The organism is Treponema maltophilum ATCC 51939 (genome assembly GCF_000413055.1).
GTDB lineage: Bacteria > Spirochaetota > Spirochaetia > Treponematales > Treponemataceae > Treponema_C > Treponema_C maltophilum.
This window is the reverse complement of record NZ_KE332518.1, coordinates 1145195-1168821: the sequence shown is the minus strand read 5'-3', so window position 1 is coordinate 1168821 and position 23627 is coordinate 1145195. Positions and strand designations below refer to the sequence as shown.

The 23627-nt window shown below is 48.7% G+C and carries 21 protein-coding genes; 6 read left to right on the top strand and 15 right to left on the bottom strand.

Annotated elements, in window-relative coordinates; genetic code table 11:
• Positions 1-26 precede the first annotated feature (26 nt).
• Positions 27-818: a cysteine hydrolase family protein gene (locus tag HMPREF9194_RS05235; RefSeq protein ID WP_016525338.1), complete on the top strand. Its 792-nt coding sequence runs from the start codon at positions 27-29 to the stop codon at positions 816-818.
• Here the strand turns inward: HMPREF9194_RS05235 and HMPREF9194_RS05230 are convergent.
• The 3 genes from HMPREF9194_RS05230 to HMPREF9194_RS05220 are packed head-to-tail and all read right to left on the bottom strand — an operon-like array spanning position 805 to position 3384.
• Complete coding sequence (locus HMPREF9194_RS05230; protein WP_016525337.1) at positions 805-2208, bottom strand: HAMP domain-containing sensor histidine kinase; 1404 nt, start codon at positions 2206-2208, stop codon at positions 805-807. The genes HMPREF9194_RS05235 and HMPREF9194_RS05230 overlap by 14 nt on opposite strands.
• Positions 2198-2875 carry a response regulator transcription factor gene (locus tag HMPREF9194_RS05225; RefSeq protein WP_016525336.1) on the bottom strand — a complete coding sequence of 226 codons (678 nt, stop codon included), beginning with the start codon at positions 2873-2875 and terminating at the stop codon, positions 2198-2200. Before HMPREF9194_RS05225 ends, HMPREF9194_RS05230 begins: the two co-directional genes overlap by 11 nt.
• A 2-nt stretch (positions 2876-2877) precedes the next feature.
• The gene (locus HMPREF9194_RS05220; protein ID WP_016525335.1) at positions 2878-3384 is read right to left on the bottom strand and encodes a hypothetical protein; all 507 of its coding nucleotides are present in this window, start codon (positions 3382-3384) and stop codon (positions 2878-2880) included.
• 143 nt (positions 3385-3527) lie between these two features.
• Here HMPREF9194_RS05220 and HMPREF9194_RS05215 point away from each other — a divergent pair, with 143 nt between their 5' ends.
• A complete protein-coding gene (locus HMPREF9194_RS05215; protein WP_016525334.1) occupies positions 3528-4028 on the top strand; it encodes a hypothetical protein in 501 nt (166 codons plus the stop codon).
• Between the two features lie 113 nt (positions 4029-4141).
• Here the strand turns inward: HMPREF9194_RS05215 and HMPREF9194_RS05210 are convergent, their stop codons facing one another.
• From HMPREF9194_RS05210 to HMPREF9194_RS05165, 10 genes are all read right to left on the bottom strand, one after another.
• Entirely contained in the window at positions 4142-5323 is a 1182-nt protein-coding gene (locus HMPREF9194_RS05210; RefSeq protein ID WP_016525333.1) for a lipid II:glycine glycyltransferase FemX, read from the bottom strand.
• A gap of 7 nt (positions 5324-5330) precedes the next feature.
• Positions 5331-7715: a methionine--tRNA ligase gene (gene metG, locus HMPREF9194_RS05205; RefSeq protein ID WP_016525332.1), complete on the bottom strand. Its 2385-nt coding sequence runs from the start codon at positions 7713-7715 to the stop codon at positions 5331-5333.
• Positions 7716-7724: 9 nt separating this feature from the next.
• Positions 7725-9695 carry an alpha-amylase/4-alpha-glucanotransferase domain-containing protein gene (locus tag HMPREF9194_RS05200; protein WP_016525331.1) on the bottom strand — a complete coding sequence of 657 codons (1971 nt, stop codon included), beginning with the start codon at positions 9693-9695 and terminating at the stop codon, positions 7725-7727.
• A gap of 167 nt (positions 9696-9862) precedes the next feature.
• Entirely contained in the window at positions 9863-10423 is a 561-nt protein-coding gene (locus HMPREF9194_RS05195) for a hypothetical protein (RefSeq protein WP_016525330.1), read from the bottom strand.
• Complete coding sequence (locus HMPREF9194_RS05190; RefSeq protein WP_016525329.1) at positions 10420-11028, bottom strand: hypothetical protein; 609 nt, start codon at positions 11026-11028, stop codon at positions 10420-10422. Before HMPREF9194_RS05190 ends, HMPREF9194_RS05195 begins: the two co-directional genes overlap by 4 nt.
• Complete coding sequence (locus HMPREF9194_RS05185; RefSeq protein WP_016525328.1) at positions 11025-11474, bottom strand: hypothetical protein; 450 nt, start codon at positions 11472-11474, stop codon at positions 11025-11027. Before HMPREF9194_RS05185 ends, HMPREF9194_RS05190 begins: the two co-directional genes overlap by 4 nt.
• On the bottom strand, positions 11471-12529 hold the full coding sequence (locus HMPREF9194_RS11865; RefSeq protein ID WP_016525327.1) for an RnfABCDGE type electron transport complex subunit D: 1059 nt from the start codon (positions 12527-12529) through the stop codon (positions 11471-11473). Before HMPREF9194_RS11865 ends, HMPREF9194_RS05185 begins: the two co-directional genes overlap by 4 nt.
• A complete protein-coding gene (locus HMPREF9194_RS05175; protein WP_016525326.1) occupies positions 12513-13781 on the bottom strand; it encodes a 4Fe-4S dicluster domain-containing protein in 1269 nt (422 codons plus the stop codon). The genes HMPREF9194_RS11865 and HMPREF9194_RS05175 overlap by 17 nt, the downstream gene beginning before the upstream one ends.
• A gap of 2 nt (positions 13782-13783) precedes the next feature.
• Entirely contained in the window at positions 13784-15253 is a 1470-nt protein-coding gene (locus HMPREF9194_RS05170; RefSeq protein WP_040846197.1) for a hypothetical protein, read from the bottom strand.
• 13 nt (positions 15254-15266) lie between these two features.
• Complete coding sequence (locus HMPREF9194_RS05165; protein WP_016525324.1) at positions 15267-15737, bottom strand: divergent PAP2 family protein; 471 nt, start codon at positions 15735-15737, stop codon at positions 15267-15269.
• A gap of 313 nt (positions 15738-16050) precedes the next feature.
• Here HMPREF9194_RS05165 and HMPREF9194_RS05160 point away from each other — a divergent pair, with 313 nt between their 5' ends.
• Together HMPREF9194_RS05160 and HMPREF9194_RS05155 are read left to right on the top strand one after the other, a co-directional pair.
• On the top strand, positions 16051-17130 hold the full coding sequence (locus tag HMPREF9194_RS05160) for an RluA family pseudouridine synthase (RefSeq protein WP_016525323.1): 1080 nt from the start codon (positions 16051-16053) through the stop codon (positions 17128-17130).
• 4 nt (positions 17131-17134) lie between these two features.
• Positions 17135-18001 (top strand): hypothetical protein, encoded by an 867-nt coding sequence (locus tag HMPREF9194_RS05155; protein WP_016525322.1) that lies wholly within the window; start codon positions 17135-17137, stop codon positions 17999-18001.
• A gap of 23 nt (positions 18002-18024) precedes the next feature.
• Here HMPREF9194_RS05155 and pcnB read toward each other — a convergent pair whose 3' ends face one another.
• Together pcnB and HMPREF9194_RS05140 are read right to left on the bottom strand one after the other, a co-directional pair.
• On the bottom strand, positions 18025-19131 hold the full coding sequence (gene pcnB / locus HMPREF9194_RS05150) for a polynucleotide adenylyltransferase PcnB (protein ID WP_016525321.1): 1107 nt from the start codon (positions 19129-19131) through the stop codon (positions 18025-18027).
• A gap of 399 nt (positions 19132-19530) precedes the next feature.
• A complete protein-coding gene (locus HMPREF9194_RS05140; RefSeq protein ID WP_016525320.1) occupies positions 19531-20493 on the bottom strand; it encodes an alpha/beta hydrolase in 963 nt (320 codons plus the stop codon).
• A gap of 38 nt (positions 20494-20531) precedes the next feature.
• Here HMPREF9194_RS05140 and HMPREF9194_RS05135 point away from each other — a divergent pair, with 38 nt between their 5' ends.
• Both HMPREF9194_RS05135 and HMPREF9194_RS05130 read left to right on the top strand, forming a co-directional pair.
• Positions 20532-21719 (top strand): class I SAM-dependent RNA methyltransferase, encoded by a 1188-nt coding sequence (locus tag HMPREF9194_RS05135; protein WP_156827995.1) that lies wholly within the window; start codon positions 20532-20534, stop codon positions 21717-21719.
• A complete protein-coding gene (locus HMPREF9194_RS05130; protein ID WP_016525318.1) occupies positions 21719-23584 on the top strand; it encodes an outer membrane protein assembly factor BamB family protein in 1866 nt (621 codons plus the stop codon). Before HMPREF9194_RS05135 ends, HMPREF9194_RS05130 begins: the two co-directional genes overlap by 1 nt.
• Positions 23585-23627: the final 43 nt, after the last annotated feature.

The following is a 23627-nucleotide window of genomic DNA, read 5'->3' as shown; positions in this document are numbered from 1 at the left end:
GCTTTCAAAAATGTTATGATTTTTGCATGGTGAATGCGTTGCTGCTTATAGACCCCCAGAATGATTTTTGTTCTCCGGAGGGAACATTATTCATTCCCGGATCGCCGCGCGATTGCGCACACACCGCATCTTTTATCCGCGCAAATGCCGCAAAAATCGATTCGATTCACATTACGCTTGATTGTCATCCGTATCATCATATAGCGCACCCGATCTTTTGGAAAGACCGGAACGGCAATACGCCCGAGCCCTTTACCGAAATTACCTATGCCGATTACACGATCGGGAAATTCCGTCCCGCCGATAAAGCGGCCGAAACACGCATCGAAAAATACCTGCAGGAACTTGAAGCAAAGGGGCGCTATAATTTAACTTTGTGGCCGCCCCATTGCCTCAAAGGTTCTTCCGGCATGGCGGTCGAAAAAAACGTGTGGGACGCCGTCAGCGAATGGGAACACGAACGCGTTTTTGCCGACGCGGACTATATCCTGAAGGGCTTGAATCCGTATACCGATCATTACAGCGCTTTGCAGGCGGAAGTCGGAGACTCTGAAGACCCTTCAACGCTTATGAATTTTACGCTCATCAATAAGCTTAAAAAAGCCGACCGCATTGTGATCGCGGGCGAAGCGCTTTCGCACTGCGTCGCGAATACCGTGCAGGATCTGTCGGCGTATATTCCGCCCTCTTCGTTTGTGCTTTTGCGCGACTGCACGTCTTCGGTCGCCGGCTTCGAAAAAGTTTCTGAACGCTTTATTTCGCGCATGGAAGAACGCGGCATGCAATGCGTTCTCAGCTCCGAATTCAGCTTAAGCTGACCGCACTCTTTTGCGGTACGCGCAAAACGATGAGTGTCCCCTCGCCCGCCGTGCTTTCGGCGCGTGCGGAACCGCCGAGTTCTCCCATAATGCTTTTAACGATCGATAAGCCCAAACCTGCGCCGCCGGCACTGCGCGTATGAGATTCGTCGCCGCGGTAAAAACGTTCGAAAATATGCGGCAGTTTTTCGGCTTCTATGCCGGGGCCGTCATCAACAATCGCAATATCGCAAAAGCCGCGCAAAACGGATTCTTCGGCGGAAAGCCGTATATGCACTTTTTTGCCTGCAAATTTTATGCTGTTTGAAATTACAATCGTGCAAGCCTGATATAAAAGTTCTTCGTCGGCATATACGGTTTTTATTCCGGCTTGAACGGAAAAATCCGCTTCGGGGGCGTAGGCTTTTGTATCGCCGATAAGGCGTTCGAACAGTGCGTGAACATCGACGGCCGAAGCGTGAAATTCCGCACGCGCGTTTTCCAGCTGCGAAAGCCGAAGTAAATTGGCAACAATCGATTCCATCGAGTGCACTTCGCGGATCAAAGCCGAAAGCGATTTTTCCAACTGCTCCGGATCGTCCTTTCCCCAGCGGCGTAAAAGATTCGCATGCCCGAGCATGACGGCAAGGGGCGTCTTCAATTCATGCGATACGTCGGCGGTAAAACGCCTTTCGCGCTCAAAATCGGTTTGAAGACGGGAAAGCAAATCGTTGAACGTTTTTGCAAGTTCGTCAAAGTCGTCGCCTTTTTCCGTAACCGGCAGCCGCTCGCCGAGCTTTGAAGCGCTTATGTTCTTTGCCGCTTCGGTCATGGAACGCACGTTTTTCATCGTGCGCTTGGCGATAAAAAAGGCGGCAAAATACGTGATAACAAGCAGCGGAAGGCTCAGCAGCGCAAGAATGTACGGCACATCGGAAACAATCGATTCGGCAGTGTCGGAATCCATATTGAGTGCCGTTTGAACGACATATTCGTTTCCTCTCCCGAAAGCGACCGCATAATACAAAATATTCAAATCGCCGTCGATAAAATAGTTTTTGGCCGTATAGCGTTCGGCGCGCTTTGCCGTTACGGGCAGCACCGGCAAAAAAGGATCGTTCGTCGCGATAATTTCCTGAGTGCCGTTTTTATATACGGCAAAGGTAATGTAGTACGGAAGTTCGGTATCGTATTCGCGCCCACGCCCGTGCTCGCCGGATGCCGCAATCGCCTTGGCTGCCGAAACGAGTTCGCGGTTTTGCCTCTGCCGTATGTTTGCGCGCAAAAGCAAAACGATTCCGACGGAAAACAAGGCGACGATTGCGGCAAGCAAAAGAGAAAATTTCATCGCCAGGCGCTTTACCGTCGATATGCGTATGCGGTGCCGCACGGGAAAGCCGTCAGTTTTCATCGGAGGTATCCCGCATAACGTAGCCTGCGCCGCGCACAGTTGAAATATATTCTTCTCCGGCTTTGTCGTCGATTTTCGAGCGCAGGTAGCGTACGTATACATCGACCGAATTTTCGTCGATATAATGATTTTCGCCCCATACGGCGTTTATGATTTTGTCGCGGCTGAGCACGACGTTTTTATTTTCGATGAATGTTTTAAGCAAAAGGTATTCGGTTTTCGAAAGTGCGATGCGCTCTTTATTTATTTTTACTTCCATGCTGTCCCGGTTGAGTTCTATGCCGCGCAGTTTAAGCGGTTCATCATTTGCTTCGTTTCGGCGCATAACGGCTCTCATGCGCGCAAGCAGTTCTTCAATTTCAAACGGTTTTGCAAGATAATCGTCGGCTCCCGAGTCGAGGCCGCTTACTTTGTCGAGCGTATCGCCGCGTGCGGTGAGCATAATCACGGGCACTCGCGAGGTTTTTCTGATGCGGCGGAGTACTTCAAGTCCGTTCAGTTTTGGAAGCATAATGTCGAGAAGGATTATATCCGGCGAGCCGCTTTCAAAGAGTTCCAATGCCTTTCTTCCGTCTTCGGCGTGCAAAACCTCAAAACCTTCATGCTCAAGTTCAAGCTGCAAAAAATCCGCAATGCCCGAATCGTCTTCCACAATAAGTACGCGCATACTCAGTCATCCTCAAAGCGTATATATTCGTCCGAAAATACAAAACCGTATTCAGTGCCGATTTTCATATCGGTAAATCGGGAACGATAAATCGGAATATTATTAAAACTTTTTGCATCCGGCAAATCGATTTGCAGCGGCATACCGATTCTGTTGTCTTTGTCCGCCCGAATAAATATTTTTATTTTATTTCCCGCTTTGTTAAAAAAAATGCGGGAATCCTGTGACAGCGGTTTTTCATTTATAAAAATCGAATGCTTTTGCAATGTCCGCGGATCTGCGGGAATATTGAATTTGATTTCGATTTCAATATAAGCGTTTTCTTCTTTTTCGCTTTCGATTTTCGTAACATAAAATAAGGCGTCGGTATTGCCGGTACGCGTACCGCGGTACGGGTGCGCATGCTGCATGCTTTTTGCATTTTGCGCAAAAAGGGCTGAAGAGAAAAACAAAAAAATAAAAAACGGCGCGCTGCGGTAAAAAGAGAGCGCCGGTCTGTTTTTTTTCATACGCACATCATACGATATTTTTATTGTTTTGTGTTGAATTTTTACATTAAAAATTTTTAATCTTTTTATAATGCGCCGCTCATGATGCAAACAAAGATGCGGTGTATGTTTGTATCGAATATTATACCTTTAAGGAGCAACACATGAAGAATGTTGTAAAAAAGACGGCGGCGCTGAGTACCGCCGCACTGCTGCTGGTTTGTTCGGCATTTGCCGATTCGCCCAAGTCGAATTCGAAAAAACATATGCACAGCGATAAGTTCGCCGAAAGGCCGGCACATACGGACCGCAATTACGTTCCAGCCGAGAATTCGGTTTTGGGAGATTGGATTCTCCGCGAAAACGATAAAATAGTCAAAGCGGAATTCGATCGCGACGGTACGATGGAAATCACGTGGAAGCAAGGCTTTACGTCCGAAATCGAATGGAAGGGCACATGGACCGCAACCGATTCCGAAATAACGTTTACCGTACGGAGTAAGGAAACCGAAACCTGGACGAACGGCACAAAACGGGAAACGCGCGAAGCCGTAAACGCCGTGTGGAAAATCAAATACAAACTAAGCGGCGACACTCTTACCCTCACTTCAAGCGATTTGCCGAAAGAGGTTGCGAACGGCACCGTGTATAATCGGGATTACTGAAAAGCCGTAAAACTTAATTTTAAACTCGTCGGGGATGGAGAAAAAGTAACAAACTTTTGAGCCATCCCCTTTTTTTTGTCGCTTTTGGGCGGCGAATCAATGGATTGTTTAAGTCAGCGCCGAAACAGTTTTTTTATTTTTTTATAATAAAAAAGGCGCAGCTTTTCGGCAAACGAAAACGGAGCATAGAGCTTTGAAAGCGGGAAATCGATGCTGCCGGGACGGTGTATGATTTTTCCGCCGAAACCCGTTTTAAATCGGTATAAGCCGTGCATGGGATGATTTTCGTCGTCCGTCGGCGGCATGCCGTAAAAATCGTAACTTGTGCAGAGCGCTTTTTTTGCGTCGCGGATGGCCGTCCACTGCAAAAGGTAGGCGCTCATAAAATTGCGTTTGTTGTTCGACGAAGCGCCGTATAAATACACGGCTTCTTTTCCCCAAAACAGCACGATGACGGCGGCAAGAGCCTCTCCTTCATGCTCGGCGATGTAGAGCGTACAGGTGCAGGCGGAGCGCGCACCTTCACTCTTCGCAAGGCGGAGCAAACTGCGGTAATAGTCTTTTGCGTGCAAAGCGATTCCGTCGCGCTTTGCCGTTTGTTCATATAAAGCGTAAAAAATATCGATACCGTCTTCGCCGCAGGCTTTTACCGAAACGCCTTTTTTTTCGGCCAAGCGGATATTATAGCGCCATTTCGGCTTCATGTTTGCCGAAAGTTCGTCTTCACTTAAAGTCAAATCGAGTACGGTCGTGTCCGGCGGCTGTATGTCCGCAAGCGATTTTACGAGCGGTTTTGAAATCAAGCGCACAAAGGCATCTCGTTCGTCAAGCGAGTGAAAATCGAGGGGCGGATCGAAGCGCAAACACAGGGTGTTTTTCGGCAAAAAAGGCTTTACGGCTTCGGCGGTGCGTATCCAAAAGGATTGCAGTTCATCCTGCGGAAGTTCAAGTAAAGAAGCGCCGGGTCCCAGGGGAATATAGGCGATCGAAAAAAAACGTTTAAAGCTGCGCAGTAAAACGGAAAGCTCGAAAGACGCGCTTTGAGTCTTGTCCGCCGCAGCAGCCAGTGCCGCACGCACAGACGGGGCATCCGAGCACACGGTAAGCTCAAAACGAAGCGGCTTCCAGCCGTGCAGCGCTTTAAAATCGGCCCAAAAGGCGGACTGTAAAAAGGACTGCCCGTACCGACCGTCGGCATACAACGCACCGGCGTCATACGCTGCGTCGACAGGCGCTGTACCGCATGCGGCGGAAAGTTTATCATTTGTTAAAAGGCGCGCTTGAACGGAAAGCAAGGCGGCCTCAGTGTACTTCGCCGTTTACGGTATAAACGGTTGTAATTTTTTTGCCTGCGGCAACGAGGGGTACGCCGCCTACGGTTACGCAATTATCCGCTACGTTAATCGGACAGGCAAAAAAAGTATCGGCATCGATTTCGGCAGGCTTTTCCGATGCGGGATCGCTTCCTTCAAGAACCACGGGCGTACCGGGTGCCGCGCCGGGACAGCCTAAAATCTCAACGCATTCTTTTCCGGAAGAATCGGTGTAGTCGGCAGCCAAAAGCATACCGCGGCTTTCTATACCGCGCATTTTACGCGGTTTAAGATTATCGGCGATGATAATATCGCGCCCTGTTAATTCTTCGGCGCTGAAATACGGCACAAGTCCCGAAAGGATTACGCGCTCGGTACCGCTTCCGTCGTCAAGGGTTTCTATGTAAAGCTTGTCCGCTTCGGGGTGCTTTTCGGCTTTAATTATTTTTGCCGTTTTAAGCGCGATAAAGCGGTTAAAGTGCGCGGCCGGATCTTTTACCGGTTCCGGTTGTTTCGGAGCGCTTTTTGCCTGCTTTTGCGCCGTTTCAGCGGCAGCGGAGCCTTTTGCTGCACCCGCCGCGGACTGTGAAGCCGCACCGCCTTTTCCGGCGCGTTCGGCTTGCGTACCCGAATAACGCGTGCGGTAATTTTCGGTTTGCTTGTCATCGAGCGGCGTAAAGATGATTTCGGTATGTACGACCTCGCTTATGCCCTCGGTTTTGCCCAAATCGTCCCACAAAAGCGCGTTCGGTACCGGATCTTTTCCCGCGGTATGGGTACGCCCCGTTTTCCCGAAAAAGCCGAGTACGCGTTCGGCATACTGCGGCATAACCGGATACAGCAAAATCATCAAGTCTTTTATGATATAGCACAAATCTCTTAAAAGAGAGGCGGCTTTTTCGGGGTTGTCCGTACGCGCTTTCCACGGCTCTCCGTCCTGAAACGCTTTATTTGCAACGGACGCAAGCGCAAAAACCTCACGGAAGGCATCTTTTAAATCGGCCCATTCGTATAATTCGGTAATGCGCTTTTCGGCTTCGAGCACTTGTGCCCACAGTGCCGAATCTTTTTTGCCTTCGGGAATTTTTCCGCCGTAATAACGCGCGATAAAGGTGGTTGTGCGATTTACCAAATTGGCCAAATTGCCGACCAGTTCGCTGTTTACCTTTTCCTGAAAATCCTTCCACGTAAACTGGGTATCCGATTTCTCCGGGCGGTTGTAAAAAATATAAAAGCGCCACATATCGGCGGGAATGCCCGATTCTTTTGCGTCGCTTCCGAAAACCCCTACTCCCTTCGATTTGCTGAATTTACCGCTTTCGTAATTCAAATATTCCGTGCTGCTCATGTGGAAAAGTTTTGTCCAGTTTTTTCCGCTTCCGATAAGGGTAGACGGAAAGATAACCGTATGAAAGGGAATATTGTCTTTTCCGATAAACTGAAACAAGTCCACCTTTTCTTTTGCATCTGCGGCGGCCGATTCTTCGGGCAGCCACCACGACTTCCAATCGGGAACCTTATCGGCGGGAATTGTGCCGTCGCGCGCATCCTGCGCAAGTTTATCGCACAAGGCCTTCGTTATGGAAATATAGCCGATGGGAGCGTCGAACCACACATAAAACACCTTGTCTTCAAACCCCGGCTTTGGAACGGGAATGCCCCATTTTAAATCGCGCGTGATCGCGCGCTCGTGCAAGCCGTCGCGGATCCATGCTTGGGTCATTTGAACGGCGTTTTTCGCCCACATGCCCTTTTCGCTCGCCTCTTTCATCCACGGCGTATATTCTTTTTGAATGGCCGGAAGATTTATGTACAAATGTTTGGTCGATTTTAAAACCGGAGTATGCGAACAGGTTGAACAGCGCGGTTCATTTAATTCGGTCGGTTCCAAAAGCTTTCCGCAGTGTTCGCACTGATCGCCGCGCGCATCTTCATAGCCGCAGTGCGGGCATGTTCCGCGTACGTAACGGTCGGCCAAAAAACGTTTGCAGTCGGGGCAATACAGCTGCTCGATCGTATGTTCGCTTATATAGCCGCGTTTATCCAAATCTTTAAACAGCGACTGCACGATTTCGGTTTGCTGCGGCGAAGAAGTTCTTCCGAAATAATCGAAATCGATCGCGAACCATTCGTAAATATCTTTATGGATTGCATGATAATAATCGCACAACTGCTTGGGAGTTTTCCCTTCTTCGAGCGCCTTTGTTTCGGTTGCCGTTCCGTATTCGTCGGTGCCGCACACATACAGCGTTTTATAGCCGCGGCTGCGGCAAAAACGGGCAAAAACGTCGGCGGACAAAACCTGAATCAAATTTCCCAAATGCGGAACATTGTTCACATAGGGCAAAGCCGAGGTAATGAGTCTTCTGTTCATAACGGGATTTTACCGTTTTTTGCGCTTCTTGGCAACCGGATTTTTCCGCGGCGCTTTTATCGTTACGTTCAGAATTTTTTCGGTTTCCATACCGGGAAGAAGCTGAATATCCCAATAAAAGGCGCACGTGTGCGCTTCGTACTGTTTTACAGCTTCGCCTTTTTCGTTTTGCATAAACGTAAAAAAAGGTTCCAAGTAAAAGCCGCACAGTTCGTTCGGTTCGAATATAAAGCCGATATCCGAATCGGGGTCGGTAAAACGGACCGTCGATATGGCTGCCTGCCGTATATACTGTTGATCCGTACACGGACTTTCGCACACGTCGTTTACGACAACTTCCGCTTTTAAAGCCTTTGCATCGTCTGCCGGCAATGAAAAATTATGTTCAACCGCAAAGCGCGCTTTTAAAGGAATCGTCCCTTCGTTCTTTAAAATATATTGGCAAAAAATTCCGTTTGCGCTCGCCGTGTAATTTTTTTTAAGACTGACGGGAATTTCTTTTTTGCTCCACAGCGCGTTTGCGGCCAAGCGTATTTCTTTTTTTGAGCGGTCAAAATTTATTTCTTTATATTCCTGCGATGCGAAAACCGAATGTTCGTCTTTGCCGGAAGTGAAGGCTTCAAAATCGCTTTTGTCCCATAAATGATCGATAAACATTTTTTTCGGATACGGAATTTTTACCGGCGAGCGGACGCTGTGGCGGGCGGCAAGGCAATAGTTTGAAGCGTTTTCCATAATGTCCAATTCAAGCAGAATACCGCCCTGCAAGGTAAAAAAAGCGTTGAAGGCTTCAAAACAACACAAAAAGTCCCTGCCGCCGGTCATGCCGAAGTCGAAGGCGCTTGCATTTTCGCTGAATCCCGATGCTTCGCGCACCAGTTTTTCCGCGGTAATTAAGCGCCGGTAGGTTTTGCTGCGTAAAGCCTTATCGCTTACGCCGCCGCTTCCGGTATACATGTACGGCGCAAAATTTTGCGCGGCGTACAGCTGCTCTTTTGCGGCTTTTTTGCGCACTTTATCGCCGCGGCACTGGTTTATAAGCATGCTCACGTACATCATGCGCGAGTACAAACGGTGCGCTTCGGGATACACGGTAAAAAAATCTTTTACCGTCGGCCGAATAGCTTCGGTAAAAACGCTCGTATGCGGAACAAAGGGCTCCAATGTCCACAAAGCCGCGTCGGACATGCATCCGGCGGGTATATACGTATGAAGGCGTGTTCGGTATTGTTTTAAATACCGCTGCGGACACGACAGGGCGCTCACTTCGTCGTCTTTCAGCAAGGTTAAAAGACGATCAAACCACTTCGATTCCGTCAGTTCAAAAAACTTATCGGGCGAAAACGTGCACGCCAAAATCGACGAGTCTCCCGATTCGGCGATCGTACGGGTAAACTGCAAAAAGCTTTCGGGCGTTTGGTTTACACGCGGCAAACTGCTTTGGTGCAGCGGAATGACCGTCGTCGTTTTTCCCATATCTTCTATAACGAGCGGCACAAAAGTTGAAAGCGGCCGGAACCGGCTTTTCGGGATAAGGCGGCTGTCGAGAAAAACATATTCGATGCCGCACGTATTAAAGCTCGAAATAAGAGAGGGATCCCACACGCTTTCGGTAAGATAGGCGCCGCGCGGCCGTTTTCCCGCAGCTTTGCGTATACTCGTCGTAAGCGCTTCTATCTGTGCCGAGCGGTCCGCCGGCAGTAAAAGCGGAAACAGCGGTTCATAGTAGCCGCCGCCGATCAATTCAATCTGCCTGCGGTTTACCAATTCCGAACACAGCGAAATTATCTCTTCGTGTTTTTTTTCTATCCACTCGATAATCGGGCCGCTCACAAAAAGAGACAGGCACATATCGGGGTGCGCGTACAAAAAACTGAGAATTTTTTTATATTTTTTTTGGTATAAATCTTCAATGTTATCAGGGAGCTCGGTACCGGATATACCGAAGGCCAACACAAAGCATATCTTTACGACACCCATATTCACTATGTTATATCAATATCCTCTTTTTTTAAAGCGGAATTTTCATTTTTCTTCGTATTTTTTTACTTATTTCACCGCCGAACGGAAAAAAGTCAAAAATCGCTGAGCTCATGAACGCGTAAAAACGCACAAACGCAAAGACGAAGTTTTATATCGATATCTTTTTATCGGAAAATTCCGGGATTGAACCACGATAAATTCCATCCGTAAAAACCGCATGCTATAAGCGCGAGCGTAATAACAACCATAATCGTATCGCTGAACGAACCTTCCGCATTCGTCAGGGTAAGGCGCCTGCGTATTGCGGCGATAAGCGGGTACAAAAAATAAAACGATAAAACGCTTATAAGCGCCGTAAGCAACGCGGAGCCGAGTCCGAATCCTTCGCTTATCGCGAGAATGACGGATAAAAGCGCTATGTCGAATTCTCCGATTTCGACTTTAAAACAAAGATACATAATCTGCTCAAACGCAAACGAAATGCAAAACGTAACGATCGCGGCAAAAAACGGAAAAAGCGAAGCGATCGAATAAGGCGCAAGCGCGTATTGTGTTATAAGCCACGATGCAAGGACGGAAAGGCTTGCCGTGCACACGGACTTTATGAGTGACAGCACAAGATAGCGCACGCCGTACGATGCGTACAATAATTTTTTTATGCCGATGCCGTATACGACCGGTACGCAGCACAGAAATCCGTATATAAGAACCGACCGGAGAATCATTTTTGTGCCTCCTCGCCGCCCTCGTACCTGCGATACACAAACATCAATACGGTAAGCAAAAGCGCAAGCAGTATGAGTGCGCCGGGAATTGCGGACCAAAAAAAGACCGGCGATGAGCGGAAATTGCCGAAAATCCACAGAATGCGCAAACCGGTTCGCGCCGGCAGCGATAGGCTGCCGTACGAAAAAAGTTCGCGCAGCGCAAAAAACGACAAGCCTAATGAACTTATGAGCAGCGAAAGTTTTGCGCCCTTGCGTATTTCATCCCGCAACGAAGAAGGCTGCGGCGTAAAAACCGTATCGCTTATAACCGAAGATACCGGTATGAGGTAGATAATAAAGCCGAGTGTAAAGGCCGTAAGCGGCGACCACAGCGTAAGCAGCGCATACAGCAGCACGGTAATTCCCATGGTTCCTATGAGCGAAAACAGCGTTTTGCCTTTTGTAATGCCCAAATAGTCGATAAATGCGTGCAGTAATATAACCGAAAAAACAATGACGTTCGCGCACAGAACGAGCACAAGTCCGTAAGCAAAGCGCGGCGGAACGGGAACAAAAAGGCTCAGGCACGAGGCCGTAAAAAGAAAGGATGCGTTTTTCGTCATTTTCCGGCCGCCTTCATAAAAAGCGCGATGCGCGAAGTCCAATAAAAAAGTTGCGTATCGGTTAAGCCGTACAGTTCCTTTGAAAAAACGTCCGCTAAACCGGCAATACCTGCAAACGATATATTCTTTTGTTCGTCGCACACAAATACGGCCGGAACTGGTCCGCATGAACCGGTGATGCGCACCAAACAGGCGTAGCCCGCTTTTTGACCGTTTTTGTCTGCAAGCGAAAACACGAGGCTGCTTATCTGCGCCGGCGTTTTTAAAAGCACGTTTCCGGTGACCGAAGCGGTGCTGCCGCTTTGACGCAAAACGCGCTGCACTTCCGTCGAGAGCCTTTTCGTTTTGACTTTTTCGGCCTGCACATAGACGAGTACCAGCACGGCGGAAAACGCGCAAAAACTCAGTGCAAACAAAGCGGTTTTATAGAGTGCTTTTTTATTCATTGTCCGCCTCTTTTTATGCCTTCGCGTATAAGTATTTTATTCAGTCTTATACCGTAGAGCACGTCTTCAATATATTGCATAGCCGGAGATAGAATATTCAAGATTATGACGGTAAACAGGACGCCGGCAGAAGACGTTCCGCTTCCGCAGATAAAAAACATAAGCAAACCGCCTGTCACTCCGTATACGCATTTACCCGCAGCGGTAAGCGGCGTCGTTCCGAACCAGCCCAAGATAAAAAACGCGGTGAACAGGGTGCCGCCGGTACAAAACGCAAGCAGCACATCGCCGCCGCCCAATATACCGCCGTAGGGATACAAACTGAACAATCGCACCGCCATGCCGTATACAAACAAAAACACGTAGGAAACAATCGCGTCGGCGCCCTTATACGACACCAAAACAAGCGAAGAAACAAGCGTAAGCACATTGAACCGAAACGCCGGAACGGGCGATCCCGAATCCCACAGCAAGCTTATATAGCCTTCCGGAAGCGATATACCCCACGAATGAAAAACATCGTTAAAAAAATCGGTCAGCGCGGCGTCGAAACGGACGCTTTGCAGTATTCCTTCGGAAAACAGGCGGGATCCGGCATTGGTGTAGTTAAAATATTCGTGCGGCAATAAAAACGCGGGAAATAAAGCGGGATTGAGCAAATACAGCACCGCTGCGGTAACGATAACCGTATTCGCCCAAAATTGCGCAAAGGTTCCGAAAATCATTTTTTGTAAAAAAAGTATGCACAGCACGGTAAAAAAAACAACAGCGGCGGAATAGTTTGCAGGAACGAACATGCCGATAAGCAGCGCCTGCAAAAAAGTCGCCCACGAAAAAAAATCTTTTGTCTTTTTTATAAACGCGCTGCCGATTTGCGCCAACTGCGCTGCCGCGATGCTGCAGACAATCAAAATCAGCGAATGATAGCTTCGCGTTATAAAAAGCATTGCAATATGGGGCACAAGAACCGCAACGGTTATTTTAACGATGTTATTTACGGAAGGATTCGAACTGCAAAAGGGATCCTGCGTAAGAGTATTATACGTTTGTCGCATTGTCTTTTTCCTTATAAAGCGATACGGTTTGATAGAGCGGAAGCCGCGCCGGGCACGCCGCATTGCACAAAGCACATGCATCACACAAATGCGCCGAAAGCAAAACATCCCGCGAAAGCGGCGTATGATTGACGCGATGGCTGTAAATCAAATCGGGCTGAATGTTGAGCGGGCACGAGGTTCTGCAAAAACCGCAGTGAATGCACGGAGAAACCGTTTGGTCGGGAATATCGCCGGCCGAAAGCAGCGTAACGGTTTTTACGTATTTTGTAACGGGAATGTCCAAATCGCTGACGGCCGTTCCTTTAATGAGTCCGTTTATAACGATTTTTGCCGGCGTTTTTTCGCAGCCGCCGCACTCTTCGATAAGCCGGCGGATCGGCGTTCCCAATTTGACTTTAAACATTTTGCTTTCGTGCAAAGCCTGTCCGTTTACTTCCACGACGGTATCGGTAAGCGGCATACCCAATGACAGGCATTTGAATACGCCGAATGCGGTGCGGCTGTCGATAAACAAGCTTATCGGAGAGCCTTTCCTTTGCAACACGCGTTCCGAGCCTGAAGGATAAAAGCGCGTATCCGTTTTTATAAAGCGGCAGTCAAACGGTTTAAGAAACTGTTCCCGTTTTCCTTTTTCCGGCAGCGTAAAATCCGATGCCGAATAAAAAAACACGATTGTCCGGGCGTTTATTGCCGCTGCGCACAGCCGGGCGCCTTGCAGCACTTCGTCGATAAAATGCGACGAAATAAAATCGTCTACAAAGCAACTCGGATCAAAGTCGAACAAGCGCACGCCCAAAGCAGGCTCGCGCCCGGCGCTCTGTTCCATCTGCCAGGCAAGAGAGCCGTTCGATTCATTGAAGGTATTGATGATGCCGTATTGCCGTATTTGCGAAATCAGCTTATGAGAAGACGACCTGTTGTATCCGGCAGAGTCGGCCGCAGGTTTGCCTTCAAAGTTAAAACTGCCTTTAAAATCGATTATCGCGCATTCGGCTTTTTTCCCGTTCGGCATGGTACGCTCGACAATCCCGGTTACGATTCCCGGAATGGGTGCGTGGACGGAAACCGACGTTTTGTAGCCCGTCGCGATTGTTTGCCCCTCGAACACGCTGTCGCCCGGTTTTACCGAAAAACGCGAGGCTCCTCCGCCCTGCTCCGCCGAAACGGCAACCGAGGCGGGAATGTATGCGGGATTCAGACACGCATATTCATAGCGGGGAAAATCGAACCGTTCTTTTCTTTCCGACATACTTATATAAGCCTCTTTATTCCCAAGATACCGAGCAAAAACAGTATATATATAAAAGCGCAGAGGGTAAAGACGAAAACGGAGATATCGTTTTGCGTACCGTCGGATCGCCGGTAGACCGTACGCACAAAACCGTTTTGTTTTGCTAAAAGCCTTTCCGCACCGCCTGCAGAATGCGTCGAAGCTTCTTGAGCGGCATCTTCGTTTCCGAGAGCGAGCCGTATGACATCCGCAATATACGATTCATCGAATACGGCGGCCGTTACCGCAACTTCTTTCAATTTTTGTCCGTCTTTTTCATAATTCGGATATTCAACCTTTTCGCCGAATTGCGGCCGCTTGTGCGCGTTTTCGTTTTGACCGCCGGAAGTTTTTTCGAGCTTTTTGAACGGGTAGGTTTGCATATACCAAAAGCCGTGTATAAAATCGGTTAAGTCGGGCAAACGTTCGGGAGTGTTCGTACGCAAAACACGTTCGTATGAACGGGACGAAAAATCTTTTTGCATCGTTTTGCGCACCGGCGCGGGAATGTACACGCTTTTTGCATGAGGGATCGAAACGCCTGCAAAGCCGCGCGCCGCCGAAAACGCAAAAAAACACACGCATATTGCGGGAACAAGCGCAAACCGCATGCGCAAAACGGTGCCGAAAGGCAGCCGCCGCGCCGGAATTATAAGCACGGGATTAAAACTTTTTTTGCCGCGCAGCACGGGCTCGATTTTATACAAAAGGTACACGAGTGAACAGGAAGCGAGAACGGCGGCAAAAAGGGCGAGCGTTTGCTTTACGCCGGAAAACGCGGAACAAACAATCAGCAAAAACAGAGAAGCGGCAAGCACCGCGTTCGCCGCCGTCTTTTTCAAAAATCCGCGGCGCCGCCAAAATTTCTGTCCGATAAACAAACCGAATCCCAAAAGACATACGAAAGAAGCGGCGTCATAAAAAGGAGATGCGGCCGTATAGCACACAAAGGGAAAAAATGCGCAGGCAAAAAACAAGCGGTTTTCGGCAAAAGCCAAAAAAATCAAAAAAAGAATAAACACCGCTGCCGCAACCGCATGCCGATTGCCGCCGCGTCCTGCAATTCCCCATTCCGCTTCCGAAGCGCTCAAAGCTTCGACCGCTTTTTCCGTGTCGTTTTCGGGAATGTAGTATAAAGCAAAAGCATCGCTTTTATCCGCAAAAAAAACGCTTTGCAAAATCCGGTAGGAAAAAGCGCCGTAGGTTCCGTATTGAACGGGAGCAAAGCGCGAAAGCGGCGGAAAAGGCTCGTGTTCCGAAGAAAGCACCCCCGTAATTCCCGCGCCGTCCAGCAAGCCGAGAACCGTTTCCGCAGGAACCGATTTTTGCACGTAAGCGACGCTGTACGCCTTCCATATTTTTCCCGAAGGAACGGTGCGGCACAAAAATAACAGCACACCGCACAAGAGAACACATCCGCAAGCCGTAAAAATAAGCGTTTTTTCTTTCATGAAATCCGGCGTTTTAAAGCACTGAAAAGGCGGTTCCGATAAAAAGTCCCAAAAGACAGCCGACAAAAACTTCCAAAGGTTTATGACCGTGCACTTCTTTGAGCGCTTGGAATTCGAGAATATGCCGTTGCTGCAATTCTCTGCCGATTTCATTCAGCGTACGCGCCTGAAGTCCGCTTGCGCGCCGTACGCCGACCGCATCGCGGATAACCACGAGCGCAAAACAACAGGATAACACAAAGACGTCCGAATCCATGCCCGAATTAAAGCCGATTGAAGCCGCCAGCGCGCAGACCAAAGCCGAATGGCTCGAAGGCATGCCGCCGGTGCGCCAAAAAAGCAGGGCGACAAGGTCTTTTAAGTCCGAAACTCTGCCCTTTAAAAGCTGTATAACCGTTTTTATAAATTGTGCGGAAAGCCAGCTGAATACCGCCGAAAGTAAAACCGGATTTATAAGCAAATAATATAATTGTTTCCGCATCATTAAAAACATAACGGTATATTCTACCCGCCTCAGCCGTTTTTTGTCTAGTAGGGCATATGTTCAAAAAAAATTCAGCATGAATGAAAATATCACCAAAAATTTGTTTCCGATAATTATGCAAAAAAAGCAACCGTTCAGGCAATTCGCTGCGCTCATAAGCCGTTCACGGTCGCTTTTTTATATTTTTTTCGTAAGCATGTGCTTTTGGGTGTTTTACGTATGCTGAATCTCTTTTTCTGCGCGGGAGAGATTTAGACTTGATTTGGATTTCCATAAATCGGTATACTGAAAAGACTGAAATACTTGTTGAACTATGATTTTTAAGCAATTTACCGCGGCCGCCGATGACGAAAACAGGCGGCTTGAACGCGTGCTCAGAAAATTCCTTGCCGACGTTCCGCTCGGCCTTATACATAAAAGCATGCGAAGCGGTTTTATCAAAGTAAACGGACTCAAAAAAGACGCATCGTACCGCGTGCAAAAAGGCGACGTTCTCGATATTGCCGATTTTCTTGCCGACGCTCGCAGACGCACTCACTCTTATGATGATAAAAAAGCGGAATCCCCTTCCCGCCCCTCATCCGCTTATACGCCGTTTACCGATGTGTTTGCAAACGAGCATATCCGCATTGTCAACAAAGCATACGGCGTTCCGGTCCACGGCGGATCTTCGCACGCGGTGCCTCTGGATAAACTGATACGGCGCGAATATGCCGAAAAAGCCGCATCCGATAACGAAAAGCCGCATTCTCTGTCGTTTGTTCCCGGCCCGCTTCACCGCATCGACCGCAGAACGACCGGCTTGGTCGCCTTTTCGCAAAGTTTAATCGGCGCGCAGTATTTTTCAAAAGCGCTCGCCGAAAGGCGGATCGGAAAAATCTATACGGCCCTTATTGAAGGAACGCTGCGCGAAGCGTGCATATGGGAAAACGTCATAGAAAAAAACGGCGAAAAAGCCGCACGCGCGGGAAAAACCTTTGCGACCGTGAAAGTAAAACCGCGTGAAAAAGCGGAAGACATACATACAGCCGAAAGCGGTCGCAGCGGCAAAAAAGCCGCACTGACAGAGGTGCGGCCCCTTGCGCACGGGAAAATCGGCGGCAAAAGTTTTACCCTTGTTTCGGTTGAAATAAAAACGGGAAAAACACATCAAATACGAGCCCAAGCCGCCTTTGCGGGCTTTCCGCTTTTGGGCGACAGCGCGTACGGAGCCGATTTTTTTTCGTATCCGGATAAGCACGGACAAAGTCTTTTTTTGCACGCACGCACGCTGATATTCGAAAAAGACAATCCGCTCGGCGTTCCCGAAAAAATATCGGCGCCTTTGCCGTTTTTTTTCGAACAATTGATTAAAACCTACTTGCCCGCAGTCGAACTTTCAACGTATACTTAAAGTAATGAAAGTTCTTGACGATATTTTTGCGCTTTTTACAGGAATTACGGTTTTCGCGCTTGTCGGAGCAAGCGGCACGGGAAAAAGTTTCCGGGCGAAACTTTTGGCACAAAAATACGACATCGGTGCAATAATCGACGACGGACTTCTCATTCAGGACGATAAGATTTTGGCGGGACATTCGGCAAAGCGCGAAAAAACCTTTTTAGCGGCCGTCAGAGCTGCCGTTTTCGACGATAAAGAACACCGCGACGAAATCGCGCGCGCTTTAAAAAAGCAAAATATCCGCCGCCTTTTGATTTTGGGAACATCAGAAAAAATGGTAAAAAAAATCGCCGCACGATTGCAAATTCCCCAGCCGAGCAAAATCATAAAAATCGAAGACATCGCCACTCAGGATGAAATAGACTTTGCGATCCGTTCGCGCCGCATCGAAGGAAAGCACGTGATTCCCGTTCCCGCATTGGAAATAAAGCGCAGTTATCCGCAGATTTTTTACGATTCGATCAGAATAAAACTCTTCCGTAAAGAACGGCCGTCGGGCGCGAACATGAAAGTGTATGAAAAATCGGTTGTGCGCCCCGAATTTTCAAAAAAAGGCCGCGTCAGTATTTCGGAAGCGGCGCTCACTCAAATGGTCATGCACTGCGTCAGCGAATTCGACCCCGAAATCAAAATAAAAAAACTCACGATAAAAACCGATGCCCACGGCTACAAGCTCGTCATTACCACCGACGTTCCCTTCGGCACCGAATTGGCAGGAAAAATTCACAATCTGCAAAAATACGTTATCGAAAATATCGAACGCTACACGGGAATTTTAATCGAAAGCGTAAACATCATTGTCGATAAAATATCGCGCAAAAGCTGATTGCAAAATCCCAAAAACCGGTTTTAAACGGCCGCAGTCCTTTGCGGGCTTTTTTTCTTTTTGGGCGGCCGCACGCTTATCCCGAATTCTTTTAAACAAAAGCGCACGGCGTATTCCAATTCGGAACGCTGGGGATTCATGGGCAGCACAAAGCTCCGACATTCCTTCCATGCGAATTTGTACAGTTCGGCGGCACTCGTTTTTGCCGCAGCTTCGAGTTCCCAATTCGCCAAAAGCTTTATAAAATCGCGGATAAGATAAACCAATTTATCGCCCAGCCGCGCGGCAGGATCACGATGATGCAGATCGTCCAGCGCTTTTAAGCTTTGCATGTAGGCGGCACAAAAGCCTTCTTTTTCGGCAATCAAAGCGGAAGCCGCCGGCTGCAAATACATAAAAAGCCGCAGCGGAATCGCCGACGATACAATTTCGTATGCTTGGCCGGAATTGATTATTTTTAAAAGTTCTTCGGTCAGCCGCGACGGAGAAACCGGCGACAAAAGATGGGCGGACGATGTGATTTTGCGGCGCAGCAAAAACGGAATTTTAAACCCGCTCGAAGCGGCGTATTTTACGGCGCGCAGCATCCGTACCGGGTCTTCGACAAATATTTGCTTTAAAGGAATAACCGGCACGATTTTTTTTGCCTGTATATCTTTAAAGCCGCCGACGTAATCGATAATCTGATTTTTTTCGGGATCGTAATACAACGCGTTCAGCGTAAAATCCCTGCGCTTTGAATCTTCTTCGATTGTGCCGAAGGTATTGCCGACGGTTTTCCCTTCGGCAAAAGAACGGAAAGTGGTTACTTCAAAGATTCGATGATCGAAAAATATGTGCACGATGCGAAAACGCTTTCCGATGATGTATGAATTGCGGAATATTTTTTTAATGCGGGCCGGCGTCGCATCGGTAACCAAATCGAAGTCCTTGGGCGTTTTGTGCAGCAAAAGGTCGCGCACGGCACCGCCGACAATAAGGGCTTCAAAGCCGCATTCTTTGAGGCGCCGTATTATCCACAGCGCCCCCGGATCGATATCCGTTTTTTTCAGGCAATGTTCGTTTTCGGTGTAAATGACGGCGGTTTTTACAGGCCGACCGTTTTTATCTGATGTATATCGGGAAAGCACCGTTCAATAATAGAACAAAAAAGCGTTCGAGGTCAAGTGTCAATACACAGGGCAACCGCACCGGAAAATATACATTGTAAAATATTTAACAGTAAAAAAGCCGCCTACCGGCAGCGTCCTGCCGTTCAACGCGGCTGACCGTAATAGGTATCGGACTGCGCAAAATTTCTATGAAATTTTGCTTGCCAACGGTCAGAGCGTTTCGGCGGCAGTTGCCGCTGCCTTGCGTTCGGCTGTTTCCCTGTCAATGTCGGTATTTTTCACACGCTTAATATTTCTCTGTAGCGGTTACCCCGCTCCAAAAACGAACGGAGACGATTCCGAACAGCAATTTTCATCTTTTGTCTTACGCTATGCAAATCTTTTCATGCTGAAGCTCTGTTCCGGTGCGGTTGTCTATTAATTTTTATACCAATGTTTTTGTATCCATTCCAAAATATCGTTTTGTACTTGAACGCAATTCGTTTCGTTGAGCATTTCGTGCCGGCCGCCCTCGTAATAGATTTCGGACACGTCGGTCATGCCGTTTTTGCGGTACCGATCGGCAAGGGCGCGGATCGTTTTCGTATAGCCGCCGACCGGATCGCCGGTTCCCGCAAAAAACAATACGGGAAGCTTTTTGGGAATACGCTTCATATTTTTTTCGCGGTGAATGCGGCATAAGCCCGCGGTTAAATCGTAAAAAAAGCCTGCCGTGCACAAAAAGCCGCACAAAGGATCTTTTTCGTACAGGGCAACCTGCTCATCGTCACGCGACAGCCACGCAAAGGGACTTTTTGCGTTCGGTATTTTATCAAGGTATGAAGAAAAACTTGCCCTATCCAAAAACTTCGAGCGGTACCGAGCGCCTTTAAAAAGCTTTACCAAGGAGGCCATGCGGTTTCCTGCCGCGCTGAGTAAGCGGCGAGGTCCCGCCGTTCCCGACAATATGCAGCCGTCAACTTCGTTTCCGAACTGTTCGATAAACGATTGGGCGACAAACGAACCGAACGAATGGCCGAGCAGGATAATCTTTGCATTCGGTAAATCGGATCGGCATCGTTCGACGACGCTTCGCAGATCAAGTACGACCGCTTGAAATCCGTCTTTTTCGGCCAAAAAACCCAATTCGTCGGCATTTTTTGCGGTTTGTCCGTGTCCGCGGTGGTCGTGCGCGTAAAAGGCGATGCCGTTTTCGCATAAAAAACGCGCAAAACCTTCATACCGCATCGCATGTTCGGCCATGCCGTGGCTCAGTACAACAGCCGTTTTGACCGCAGAACCGGCCTGAGGGCCGGCCGGAAGCCACATGTGCAATGCAATTTGCACGCCGTCGGAAGCGGGCGTATCGATGAAAACGGTTTTTGCGTCGTCTTTTTTCATATCTTTTCCTACCTTGCAATTTTTGCTATACTTTTGTCGTGAATTGCATTATAGCACAAAAAATGGTTTTTGGGGGAGACTGCATCGCAAAAATCGACGGGAAAACGGTCTTTATTGAAGGCGGAATTTTACCCGGCGAAAAAGCCGAAGTCGAAACGGTCGTTTCAAGAAAAGACTACGACCGGGCGCTTGTAAAAAAAATCCTTATCCCCGATGCCGCGCGGCGCAAAGCTTTTTGCGATTTTTACGGTATCTGCGGCGGATGCAATTTTCAACATGCCGATTACGCTTTACAGCTCGAACTGAAAAAGCGTATTGTAGAAGAATTGCTTGCGCGTTCGTTCGGCTCCGTACCGCACGAAGGCGATGTCGCTTTTCCGCCGCTGCCCGACATCAAAATCGTTTCCGGACCCGAAAAAGAATACCGCAGCCGTTTTCAGCTTCATAACGGCGGATTAAAAAAGCGGAACGCCGATTCGGTTGTTTTTATCGACGATTGTCCGTGCGCCGTTCCCGTGTTGCGCGATTTTTTGCGTTATAAAAATACTTTAAAAAAATCCGCCGTTTTTCCCGTTCCGGCCGAACGCGTAAGCGTATGTGCCGCAGGCGACACGGTCGTTACGGGGCGCGATGCGCAAACGGTGCGGTCGGTCGATATAGCCGGAAAGCGCATTTTTTTTGACGTAAACGGATTTTTTCAATCGAATCTTTTTGTGCTCGAACAAGCCCTTCCCCTCATTACCGACGGCTTGTGCGGCAAACGCCTGCTCGACATGTACGGCGGAACGGGCGTTCTTTCCCTCTTTGCCGCCGATAAATTCGAAGAAGTTACGATTGTCGAATCCGACGAAAAGCCGCTTGCGCTCGCAAAACGCACTTACAAAGAAAACGGTATCGCCGAAGCTCCTCTTACGCGCGCAATGCACGGAAAAGTTTGGGCAAAACGCTATGCGGGAACGGCAGGCCTCTTCGATGCGGTAATCGTCGATCCCCCGCGTACGGGAATCGAAAGCGCCGTGATCGATTATCTGTGCGCGGCAAAGCCTCCCGTCATTCGGTCGCTTTCCTGCGATCCTGCAACTCACGCGCGCGATTTGAAAAAGCTCCTTTGCGCAGGTTATACAATAAGCGATTTTTACCTGCTTGATTTTTATCCGCAAACGTCCCATATTGAAACGCTTGCCCGTTTGACTTTTACAAAAAATAAACCGGAAAGGAAATTGTGATGAATATAAAAAAACGCGGGAATTGTGCCGTTTATTTTTTACCGATGACGATTTTTACCGTAATTTTTGCCCTTTCGGTATGCCCTCCGCTGTCCGCACAAATCGACACCGTCACCGAAAGCGAATGGCAGTCCGTTTTGGGAGGCGATGCGGTATCTTCTCCCAAGCGGACAAGCTACGGATTTGTGAGCATAAGCGAAGGACGGATTTTAAGCGCGTGTACGGGAACCGGTACCGTCATTTGGCGGCGCAGTCTGCCCGATATGCCTTCACAGTGGTACTGCGTTACCGACAAAGATTTTATATACCTTGTTTCGTCGTCGGGAAAAAAGCTTGCCTTATACAGTCCCGACGGAATTATGCTGTGGCAAACCGAATTGGAAGAAAAAGCTGCCGGAGAACCGCTTGCCGGCCGCGACGGTCGGGTTTTTATTGCCGGGAAAAATTCGGTAAGCTGTTACGGTACCCGCGGAACGCGCAAATGGAGCATTCCGCTTCCCGAATCTTCCGACTTTCCGCTTACGGAAATGAACGACGGCAGTTTACTGTATATTCCCGCCGCGACAAAAAACGGGGCGAGTATGGGAATACGCTTGTCGCCCTACGGCGAAAAGCTTGAAGATATCGTGTTTACCGCAAAAATATCTTCGATTTTTCCGCATGTAAACGGCCCCGTTATCGGCTTTACGACGGGAACGGTCGGCTGTGCGGCCGTTGTCCCGCCCCCCGCCCCCAAAGCCGGTGCGGCTTCCGCTTTAAAAAACGCCGTCGATTCGGATACCGGAGCAACTACGCAAACCCTCTGGTCGATTCCGCCTTCGAAAAGCGGTTCCGTTCCGGAATTGATTGTACCGGGGAGCGACGGTTTTTGCGTGCTGTATTCGGATTCGAGCTTGTGCGAATATGACTTTAAAACACGCAAAATTTTGTGGAGCGTAAAAAACAACAAGCTCAGAGCGGGAAAAAACTTTTTTTCGTTTTTCGACGGAACTTCCTACCTTTTTGCCGCAACGTCAAGTTCGCAAAGCTACGCCGTTTCTTATGCCGCGGCGGGCACAAAAACGGAAGCCGGAAAAATTTTACGCGAAAAAATAATACGCACCGAAAGCGGCAGTCGCTTTCCGATTATTACGCCCTCGCTTCATTTGATCGTCTGCAACGATAAATGGGTTGTTACGGCCTATTCTTTGCTCAATAAAAACGAAGAGCTTCCGGCCGAAAAATACGAGTTCAGACCGCAAACGGCGCAAACATACGGCGCCTTTACGAACAGCATAAAATCGCGCGCGCAGGAAAACGGAAAAACGGTTGCGGATGCGCGGTACGAAAGCGTCGCCGATATTGCAGAAAGTTTGCGTTCGGGCGATTTCGGCATAAAAGAATACGGTTATAAAAGGCGTATAGAAAATGCCGTGGCCGACTATTCGGACGAATACCTTTCGTCAAACACCCGCTCGGCAAACGTCACCGAAAAAAACAATACGCTTTTTCTTATCGAGCATTTTGAAACGACGGATTTTAACTACGCCGTTCCGCTGTTTTTACAGCGCGAAGAAGATCCCGTTTTGATCGCGGCGACTTTGCGGGCCGCCGGCGGCATCGGTTACGATCCGGACGGAAAAATGCTTGCATCCATCGAACATGTGTATTTGTCTAAACGGACAAAACTCGGCGACGCCGCTTTGGTTGAATTGGCCGAAGCCGTATACGAAATCTGCCGCTACATGGGCCGCCCCGCTTTTATAAAACGGGGAAAAGCCGTCTTGTCGGATATGTTTTCCGGCACCAAAGGAATACTGCAGCAAAAAGTCCGCGCGGTTATGCTCCGCTTTATAGAACTTGAAAATCCCGGCAAAACAAAGTAAAAGGACTAGCGCTTTACGCTCTTTTGCATTATACTGATAAAGT

Coding starts and splice junctions, on each gene's coding strand:
- HMPREF9194_RS05175 (WP_016525326.1), bottom strand. CDS start 13,781: ATGTCGGAAAGAAAAGAACGGTTCGATTTTCCCCGCTATGAATATGCG.
- HMPREF9194_RS05235 (WP_016525338.1), top strand. CDS start 27: ATGGTGAATGCGTTGCTGCTTATAGACCCCCAGAATGATTTTTGTTCT.
- HMPREF9194_RS05170 (WP_040846197.1), bottom strand. CDS start 15,253: ATGAAAGAAAAAACGCTTATTTTTACGGCTTGCGGATGTGTTCTCTTG.
- HMPREF9194_RS05195 (WP_016525330.1), bottom strand. CDS start 10,423: ATGATTCTCCGGTCGGTTCTTATATACGGATTTCTGTGCTGCGTACCG.
- HMPREF9194_RS05200 (WP_016525331.1), bottom strand. CDS start 9,695: ATGGGTGTCGTAAAGATATGCTTTGTGTTGGCCTTCGGTATATCCGGT.
- HMPREF9194_RS05230 (WP_016525337.1), bottom strand. CDS start 2,208: ATGAAAACTGACGGCTTTCCCGTGCGGCACCGCATACGCATATCGACG.
- HMPREF9194_RS05190 (WP_016525329.1), bottom strand. CDS start 11,028: ATGACGAAAAACGCATCCTTTCTTTTTACGGCCTCGTGCCTGAGCCTT.
- HMPREF9194_RS05220 (WP_016525335.1), bottom strand. CDS start 3,384: ATGAAAAAAAACAGACCGGCGCTCTCTTTTTACCGCAGCGCGCCGTTT.
- HMPREF9194_RS05225 (WP_016525336.1), bottom strand. CDS start 2,875: ATGCGCGTACTTATTGTGGAAGACGATTCGGGCATTGCGGATTTTTTG.
- HMPREF9194_RS11865 (WP_016525327.1), bottom strand. CDS start 12,529: ATGCGACAAACGTATAATACTCTTACGCAGGATCCCTTTTGCAGTTCG.
- metG (WP_016525332.1), bottom strand. CDS start 7,715: ATGAACAGAAGACTCATTACCTCGGCTTTGCCCTATGTGAACAATGTT.
- HMPREF9194_RS05185 (WP_016525328.1), bottom strand. CDS start 11,474: ATGAATAAAAAAGCACTCTATAAAACCGCTTTGTTTGCACTGAGTTTT.
- HMPREF9194_RS05160 (WP_016525323.1), top strand. CDS start 16,051: ATGATTTTTAAGCAATTTACCGCGGCCGCCGATGACGAAAACAGGCGG.
- HMPREF9194_RS05215 (WP_016525334.1), top strand. CDS start 3,528: ATGAAGAATGTTGTAAAAAAGACGGCGGCGCTGAGTACCGCCGCACTG.
- HMPREF9194_RS05155 (WP_016525322.1), top strand. CDS start 17,135: ATGAAAGTTCTTGACGATATTTTTGCGCTTTTTACAGGAATTACGGTT.
- HMPREF9194_RS05130 (WP_016525318.1), top strand. CDS start 21,719: ATGAATATAAAAAAACGCGGGAATTGTGCCGTTTATTTTTTACCGATG.
- HMPREF9194_RS05140 (WP_016525320.1), bottom strand. CDS start 20,493: ATGAAAAAAGACGACGCAAAAACCGTTTTCATCGATACGCCCGCTTCC.
- HMPREF9194_RS05165 (WP_016525324.1), bottom strand. CDS start 15,737: ATGATGCGGAAACAATTATATTATTTGCTTATAAATCCGGTTTTACTT.